This is a genomic window from Candidatus Enterovibrio escicola (assembly GCF_002464935.1).
Classification (GTDB): Bacteria; Pseudomonadota; Gammaproteobacteria; order Enterobacterales; family Vibrionaceae; genus Enterovibrio; species Enterovibrio escicola.
Genome location: NZ_NBYY01000005.1, coordinates 1 through 8719, shown reverse-complemented (window position 1 = coordinate 8719; position 8719 = coordinate 1). Strand labels below are relative to the sequence as shown.

The window sequence follows — 8719 nt, the reverse complement described above, 5'->3', positions numbered from 1 at the left end:
AAAACCTATTACATCCACTTTGTTTGTCGCTACCTCTACCAACAAATTTCCTGAATTAGTTAGCTACACGAGGAGTTTCAAGCTCATGCAAGGTGTTTTGGCTCTGCTTTGCTCTTACCTCACTCACCGTCAGGCAAGGACGACAGGGATTGCATTTGTTGATTCGTCTAAGCTACAGGTTTATCACAACTTACGCATTTTCAAACATCAGGTTTTTAAAGGTACCGCGAAGCGAGGAAAACGAACGATGGGGTGGTTCTACGGTTTTAAATTACACCTCATTATCAATGACCAAGGTGGCATTATCTCAGTCAAAGTGACGACGGTTAACGTGCAGGATAAAATCCTGTGTCGGCAATGTCTGACGAGCTTTGGGGGCGTTTATATGGAGACAAAGGTTATATCTCTGATCTATTGAAACGGGAACTCTCAGACAGGGGAGTCACACTGATAACGAGTGTAAAAAATATGAAACTAAAAGTGATGAAACTTTGGGACCACCTGATGCTCCGGAAACGATTTATTATTGAAACCGTTTTTGACCAACTAAAAAACATATCCCACATCGAGCATTCTCGGCACCGCCGTTTTATCAGCTTTATGGTCAACTTGCTAGCGGGGCTTATCGCGTATTCATTTCAACCAAAGAAGCTGAGCATCAAGATGACTAGGCTTGATAAGCGAGCGCTTATGCAGATTTGTGGTTAGTTACATAATTTATCATACACCCGTAAAGAAGTATATTACAAAAAGGTGGGGAACAGGAGAGTGGGTTATTTCATCTAGTGATACTACATTAAAACCGTTTATAAACGATGTTTGGTGAGTGTTTCCCATATTAAGAGTGCGATGAAACGCGTGTTACTAACTGAATATTAAGGAATATTTAAGATAAAATTGAGTCACCTTTTTGGTGAGGGAGGGTTTCTTGTTAATCCAATCGGAGTGTTTAAAGGATAAATGTGTATGCGTAAGCTTTGTTGCATTTCACTTGAACAAGTAATAAAAAAGTGAAAAATAAAAAAAGCGTCTATGAGCAGACTCCTTATTGGATATAGTGTGCATTCTGTTTATTTAAAATATGTCGTGAACTTTACTACAAAATCACCGTTTTATTGCCATAAACAAAAACCTTGTCTTCTAGCACAAGGCTTAACGCCGTACTGAGTACTGTTTTTTCTACGTCGCGACCAACTTTAACCATATCTTCTGAACTGAAAGTATGATCTACATGTTTAATATTTTGGTCTATGATGGGGCCTTCATCGAGATTGTTAGTAACAAAATGGGCGGTGGCACCAATGATTTTGACACCACGTTTATAAGCTTGGTGGTAAGGACGCGCACCAAGGAATGCTGGTAAAAAGCTGTGGTGAATGTTGATGATTCGACGTGGATAGGAACCTACAAAATTCGGTGTTAACACGCGCATAAATTTTGCTAAGATGATGTACTCTGGTGTGTAGCTATCGATAATCTTCACTACTTTTTTGTCGTGTTCTTCGTGAGTTAGCCCCTCGTGGCTAACGAAGTGAAATGGAATATCAAACTTCTCGGTTAAGGTGGCCAGTGTGTTGTAGTTGCTAATCACAGCTGCAATGTCAATATTATATGAGCCATCGTAGGTTTTCATTAATATATCACCAAGGCAGTGAGATTCTTTGGTAACAAGAATAACGATACGTTGACGACGATTAGCATTAACTAAGCTTCGATGACTACCTACTGGCAACGTCTGATCAATGTCAACTAAGAATGTTTCGTCGTTAAAAACACCTTCCAGCTCAGTACGCATAAAAAATTGCCCTGTACTGTGATCAACGTATTCACTGTTATGCATAATGTTGAGTTGGTGTTTGTAACAAATGTTAGTGATTTTAGCGATAAGGCCTTGGTCGTCAGGACAGTCCGACAGCAGAATCTTTTTTTCCATAGGAGCGTGGTTCTCTTAGGCTAGTGTTACCTAAATAACAGAGTTAAATTCGCCTAACTTCTACTCCAAATTCAGGATTATGTCAAAATATACGAATTTATCTTTTTCACTGACGGTTGCACCGTGTTTACCTAACCGGATCGGAACAACTTGAACTTAAAGGGATTTAATCCAGTCTTTAATGCATACATATTGCAGATATAAGAAAACGTCTGAATTCAGATACTAACTGAGAGACTTACTGGTCTAGTAGTAGAAGAGAAGGTTAACTACCGAAAGTGGTACGCTCTTCTCTCCAAGGAAACAAGCAGGACTACCCTAAATTTTTAGCAGTTGGACGGAAGAGAAGATACCAAATTACAGCCACTTTGGAATTTAGTTCATTTCTTATGTTCAGCTCAGGTTAAGTATATAAAGTTAGGCGAATTATAGGGTCAATCTACTTGAATGGGTATTTCTCACACGTTAATTCACTTATTGATTAATAGTCAGACTACCAAAAATTCTTACACCAGTAATTCTTTGAATTGATAACAAATAATGCGAGACTTAGCAAAAGGCATATAACCAAATGTCTAGAATGTTTAATATTAGGTATAATCACATTAGGAACCACTGCATTAAGATGATAACCAGTTCAACACAATAGTGCCACGTCGTGTCGTAGAGATGGAACGTATTCACATAACTTTCGTAAGTTGATATTAAGCGCAGTCGTTTGGCTACGTGTGTGTATTACATTTATCCATAGATATAGAAATATCTCGCGTCAGACATCCTGACGAGGAAGGAAGTAACATGTTAACTGATATTGTAGAACTGTCGCGGTTACAATTTGCTATAACTGCGATGTATCATTTTCTATTTGTTCCATTAACTTTGGGTTTGGCATTTCTGTTGGCCATTATGGAGTCGTTGTATGTGATGACTGACCAGCAAATCTATAAGGATATGACTAAGTTCTGGGGTAAGCTCTTTGGTATTAATTTTGCGCTGGGGGTGGCAACTGGTTTAACAATGGAGTTTCAATTTGGTACTAACTGGGTGTATTACTCCCACTATGTAGGTGATATCTTCGGCGCACCTTTGGCCATTGAGGCACTAATGGCATTCTTCCTAGAATCAACTCTTGTGGGTATGTTTTTCTTTGGTTGGGATCGTCTTTCTAAGCGTCAACACCTTACCGTTACTTGGCTAACTGCCCTTGGTTCAAGCTTCTCGGCACTTTGGATATTAGTTGCTAATGGTTGGATGCAAAATCCTGTGGGTGCTGAATTTAACTTCGAAAGCATGCGCATGGAAATGGTGAGTTTTACGGATGTTATATTTAACCCTGTTGCTCAGGTAAAGTTCGTGCACACCGTTGCTGCGGGTTACACAACTGGTGCAATGTTTGTTCTGGGTATCAGTTCTTACTACTTATTGCAAGGTCACGATATTGCTTTTGCTCGACGCTCTTTTGCGATTGCAGCTTCGTTTGGTATTGCAGGCATCCTATCTACGATTGTTCTCGGTGATGAATCTGGTTATGAACTGGGAGATGTCCAAAAGGTGAAACTTGCTGCTATTGAAGCTGAGTGGCATACCGAACCAGCACCTGCCGCATTCACGGTGATTGGTTTTCCTAACCAAGAAACGATGGAAACCGACTATGCTATCAAAATACCCTACTTAATGGGGATTATCGCGACGCGTTCTCTTGATAAACAAGTGACTGGTCTGCACCATATTCTTGACGAGCACGAACTACGTATTCGTAACGGTATGATTGCATATGGGTTGTTGGAGAAACTGCGCAACGGTGATAAATCACCGGAAAACATCACGGCTTTCGACGTAGTGAAAAAAGATTTAGGCTTTGGTCTTCTGCTGAAGAAGTACACACAAAACGTTGGTGACGCGACAGAAGCACAAATCAAGTTAGCAACTAAAGAGTCTATACCTCAGGTGGCTCCCTTGTTTTGGAGCTTCCGAATCATGGTGGCATCGGGATTTATTATGCTATTCGTGTTTGTGGTGGCATTCTACCAAACGTGTCGCCAAAAAATTGATGAAAAACCATGGGTATTGAAAGCTGCATTGTTTGCAATTCCTTTGCCTTGGATTGCATCAGAGGCTGGGTGGTTTGTCTCTGAATTTGGGCGCCAGCCATGGGCTGTGGGGGAGGTTCTTCCTGTTTATATGGCAGCCTCGAATTTACCTGCATCTGACATCATAACCTCAATTATCGGTATCGTCGTGCTTTATACCGTGTTCTTAATTGCTGAAGTATACCTTATGCTTAAGTTCGTACGTATAGGACCAAGTAGTCTGAAAACTGGACGATATCACTTTGAACAGTAAAAGATTCTAGAATTGAATTTGTGGCTTCAAGCTTTAAGTTGGAGAATGAGGATAGTTTTATAGATGTTTGATTACGAAGTATTACGATTTATTTGGTGGACACTGATAGGTGTTTTGCTGATTGGTTTTGCTATCACAGACGGCTTTGATATGGGCGTAGGCGCGCTATTACCTGTTATCGGTAAAACCGATAATGAACGTCGTGTGATGATTAACTCGATTGCACCTCACTGGGACGGCAATCAAGTTTGGTTGATCACAGCTGGTGGGTCTTTGTTTGCTGCATGGCCTCTAGTTTATGCAACGTCGTTTTCAGGTTTCTATCTAGCAATGATGTTGACATTGATGTCACTATGGTTCCGTCCTGTAGGTTTCGACTACCGATCTAAGATCGAGCACCAACACTGGCGTGCTATGTGGGATTGGGGCATCTTCATTGGCAGTTTTATACCACCCATCATCTTTGGGGTCGCATTTGGAAATTTATTGCAAGGTGTGCCATTTAAGCTGAGTGAACTAATGATTCCAACCTACACTGGTACATTTTTCGACCTGCTGAATCCATTTGCGATTTTGTGTGGTTTGGTAAGTTTATTCATGATCGTGACACAAGGTGCGACATGGCTTCAGATGAAAACCACAAAAGAGTTACATGTTCGTTCACGTAATGTCGCTCAGATCTCGGCCGTTCTGACATCTGTCGCGTTCGTACTGGCGGGGTTTTTGGTACAAGGCATTGATGGCTATGTGATCACGAGTGAAATAATGACCACCGCGGTCTCAAATCCACTGAATAAAGAAGTCATGACTATGGCGGGTGCGTGGTTCCATAATTATAAAACGTATCCAGTATTATGGATAGCACCAATTTTTGCTGTGTTTATGCCGTTGATGATCACGGTGTCATCACGTTTCGATTATGGTAGTCTCGCGTTCTTGTTTTCTAGTTTGGCTATTACGGGAATTATCTTAACTGCGGGTTTTGCGATGTTCCCATTCGTGATGCCCTCTAGTCTGGAACCATCCCACAGCCTGACCATGTGGGATTCAACCTCAAGTGAGCTGACTCTTGGCATTATGACGATTGTTGCAGCGGTAATGGTACCCATCATTCTTGCCTACACCATTTGGTGTTACTACAAAATGTTTGGCCGCTTGGATAGTAGATTTATCGAAGAAAATGAAACGTCACTGTATTAAGATTAAGGAGGCCACTATGTGGTATTTTTCATGGATTTTAGGTGTATTGTTAGCCTGCTCATTCGGCATTATCAATGCGCTTTGGTTAGAACACACTGACGCTGTAGATCAGGACAGTATAAAATAACTCCACATATCACGTGTGATGTGAAAGTTATCTTCTGTCGCTAGTATTAGCAATGACGTGTGGTGGTTTAGTGATTCGAAACCTACAAACGGTTAAATAAGTAGAATTGGTGGTTTTAGTGTCATCAATGTATTGACAAAGGTCATCGGTGCGTTCAGTTCGACGCAAATTTGCATAGAAATCATCAGTCATTTCTACGAAGATATAACGACGAAAGTGTCGCACCGTTGCATTCCAGTAGGGCGAGTTTTCTGTTGCCACGCCTAGTTGTGATTACTTTTTGATGAAATTCACTACACCTATAAATAGATGCCATGGATTATGGTTTCAGTAAAGCGCGCTGAAACCTAGATCCTCAGGTTGCTTGGGTATATGATTTTAGATCACGTATTCAACAAGTTGATTATAATTTATAAGGTAATACGTACTTTCAATGAATTTACTATCACTTTTATGTGCATTTCAGTGGATTCTAAGTATCCAATTGTTTTCTGATTGAGTCGTTTCAAGCGTGTATGGATGGTTCAATTCTCCGTCACAATACGTTTCGTATCTATAAAGTTTGCCAGAAATGTATTTATTTCCAGTAAGAAAGATTGTACAGATTGATATCATCCTTGCACAAAAATAAAACATTGAATATGGATAACAGATTAAAAAGTAAATTGAATATTTTACTTCTATGAAAATTAAATCCATGAGCCATAATTTTCTTTAATCGAGGCTCCCAAGCCTACTACATACTACATACTAGAGGTATGTTCTGGTTATTTTTATTACCCACGAAAAACCATTGGTCATTTACTATTTCAAATCAGCACCATTTTCTGTATATCAAGAGGCAATATAGTTATACTAGGGGTATAAGTTTTTTAAAACGTAGATAAACGTATTAACCTCAGATCTGTATAAACAATGAATCCTGCAATCAAGTTGACCATAAAACTCACCCCACTTCGGTGCTGAAAATGGATCTATAAGGGATGTATTTTTAGTCGATATACAACTCTGTCGATGATAAATCGTTTTCTCATCATAAGATGATCCCAAAACTTCATTCCCTTTTTGTTTCATGTTCTTCCGTGTATTCGTGATGAGACTAATTCCTTTCTCGGCGAGTATTTCTTCAAGGGAGCTAGATATATACCCTTTATCTCCATAGAGTGCTCCCTTGAGATTATCGACCATATCCGGCACGGATTTTTTATCACTAACATGGGCTGTTCTTACCTTTACTGAAATTATACCGCTTTAGTAGTTGATGATAAGATGAAGTTTAAAGCCATAGAATGATCCCATCACTCGCTTAACCATCTCTTCCAATTAAACCCGTGATGCCGTGGAATACGTAAGTTGTGGCAAACCTGTAGCTTGATTGAATCAACGAACACAATACCAGTAGGTTGGCTTAGCGGTAAGTCAACCTGAATTACGCATAAGAAATGAACTAAATGCCAAAGTCGCGACCTAATCATTAGAATTAAATTATTCCTCGCAAATGGACTTTATCATGAAAGTATAAATAATTTAGACGCTGTTTTCGTCGATGTCTGCCAGACTTACCTCCCCGCATAGGCTTTATTTCCAAAATATTTAAACGAATAGTAATTTCTATGATCAGATCATCATGGAGTTAAGCGGGAGGTCATGATGGGAAAAGACAAGCATAAGATCAGCAACTGGAAACAATATAATCAAGCATTAGTAAACCGTAGCTCAGTGACTTTTTGGATATACGTCGCTGCTATTAAGGTATGGCATTGTTTAAAGTATCACGGTCATCGTGGCCGTGAGTTTATATTTTCGGATACCGCGATTGAAACAGCACTGATAGTTAAAGGTATTTTAATCTCCAACTTCTTGGATTATAAGGTTTTCTTAATTCAGTTTTTACGTTGATGAATGTCCTGCTGAAATACCTTACATACACCTGCATTAGTAAGCGTTCGAAGACCATAAAAGTTAAGTACCATTTGCCGAGTTTCGGAGTGGTCGTCCACCTCGTTATTGATACCACAGACCTAAAATACATAGCAAAGGTGAATGGAAAATGCGTCAGCACGGTAAGGAGAAGCTACGTATTTAGCGTCAACTTCATCTTGCTGTTAATGTGTTTACTCATGAGGTTATTGCTGTAGAAGTTAGCCTAGTTTTTGTGGGTGACAATGAGGTTTTACCTATATTGTTTAATCCATTACGATGAAAGATACAACAAGTTAGTGTTGATGGATTTTATGACATAAGAGCATATTACCACGTACTAAAGAACAAAGGAATAACACCTAGTATTCCACCTAGAAGCAACGCGGGGAATTGGGAGGAAGGGCATCCTAGAAATGAAGCTATAAAGGCGTTGAAAGAGGACAAACTGGCGGAGTGAAAAAAGACAGGAGCTATCATAAACCCTCATTAACCTATGATCTGCATAAGCACTTGCTTATCAAACTGAGTCATTTTGATGCTCGGCTTCTTTGGTTGAAATGAATACGCGATAAGCCACGACAGCAAGTTGACCATAAAGCTGATACAACTACAGTGCCGAGAATGCTAGATTTTGGAGCTGTTTTTTAGTTGGTTAAAAACGGTTTCAATAATAAATCGTTTACGGAGCATCAGGCGGTTTTAAAGTTTCATAACTTTAGGTTTCATGTTTTTTATACCCGTTATCAGTGTCACTCTCTTGTTTGTAAGTTCCCGCTCAAATGGACTAGAGATATAACCCTTTTCTCCGTATAAACATCCCCAAAGTTCATCAACCATTTCCGATACAGGCTTTTATCAGCCACGTTAATCTTCGTCACTTTGACTGAGATAATGCACCTTGGTCATTGAGCATAGGGTGTAATTTAAAACCGTAGAACCACCCCATCGTTCGTTTTCCTCGCTTCGCGGTACCTTTAAAAACCTGATGTTTGAAAATGCGTAAGTTGTGATAAACCTGTAGCTTAGACGAATCAACAAATGCAATCCCTGTCGTCCTTGCCTGACGGTGAGTGAGGTAAGAGCAAAGCAGAGCCAAAACACCTTGCATGAGCTTGAAACTCCTCGTGTAGCTAACTAATTCAGGAAATTTGTTGGTAGAGGTAGCGACAAACAAAGTGGATGTAATAGGTTTT

The 8719-nt window shown here is 39.8% G+C and carries 6 protein-coding genes and 3 pseudogenes; 5 read left to right on the top strand and 4 right to left on the bottom strand.

What is annotated here, in order from left to right; genetic code table 11:
* Positions 1–85 precede the first annotated feature (85 nt).
* Positions 86–708, top strand: a pseudogene (locus BTN49_RS19905) (IS982 family transposase).
* 388 nt (positions 709–1096) lie between these two features.
* On the opposite strand, the gene purU reads toward BTN49_RS19905, so the two are convergent.
* Positions 1097–1933, bottom strand: a complete 837-nt coding sequence (gene purU / locus BTN49_RS01400) for a formyltetrahydrofolate deformylase (protein WP_097355717.1) — start codon at positions 1931–1933, stop codon at positions 1097–1099.
* A 798-nt stretch (positions 1934–2731) separates the two neighbouring features.
* Between purU and BTN49_RS01395 the strand changes: the two genes are divergently transcribed.
* The 3 genes from BTN49_RS01395 (at position 2732) to cydX (ending at position 5603) form a co-directional block, all read left to right on the top strand.
* Positions 2732–4276 (top strand): cytochrome ubiquinol oxidase subunit I, encoded by a 1545-nt coding sequence (locus BTN49_RS01395; protein ID WP_097355716.1) that lies wholly within the window; start codon positions 2732–2734, stop codon positions 4274–4276.
* A 63-nt stretch (positions 4277–4339) separates the two neighbouring features.
* Complete coding sequence (cydB, locus tag BTN49_RS01390; protein ID WP_097355715.1) at positions 4340–5476, top strand: cytochrome d ubiquinol oxidase subunit II; 1137 nt, start codon at positions 4340–4342, stop codon at positions 5474–5476.
* Between the two features lie 16 nt (positions 5477–5492).
* Complete coding sequence (cydX, locus tag BTN49_RS01385; protein WP_097355714.1) at positions 5493–5603, top strand: cytochrome bd-I oxidase subunit CydX; 111 nt, start codon at positions 5493–5495, stop codon at positions 5601–5603.
* Between the two features lie 855 nt (positions 5604–6458).
* On the opposite strand, the gene BTN49_RS18800 is transcribed toward cydX, so the two are convergent.
* Positions 6459–6791: a transposase gene (locus tag BTN49_RS18800; protein WP_423248255.1), complete on the bottom strand. Its 333-nt coding sequence runs from the start codon at positions 6789–6791 to the stop codon at positions 6459–6461.
* Between the two features lie 110 nt (positions 6792–6901).
* Positions 6902–7078 (bottom strand): transposase, encoded by a 177-nt coding sequence (locus tag BTN49_RS18795; RefSeq protein ID WP_146678993.1) that lies wholly within the window; start codon positions 7076–7078, stop codon positions 6902–6904.
* Between the two features lie 175 nt (positions 7079–7253).
* Between BTN49_RS18795 and BTN49_RS16975 the strand changes: the two are divergent.
* A pseudogene (locus BTN49_RS16975) lies at positions 7254–8015 on the top strand (IS5 family transposase); the annotation flags it as partial.
* Here BTN49_RS16975 and BTN49_RS21625 read toward each other — a convergent pair.
* Positions 8013–8719: pseudogene (locus tag BTN49_RS21625) on the bottom strand (IS982 family transposase); the annotation flags it as partial. The pseudogenes BTN49_RS16975 and BTN49_RS21625 overlap by 3 nt on opposite strands.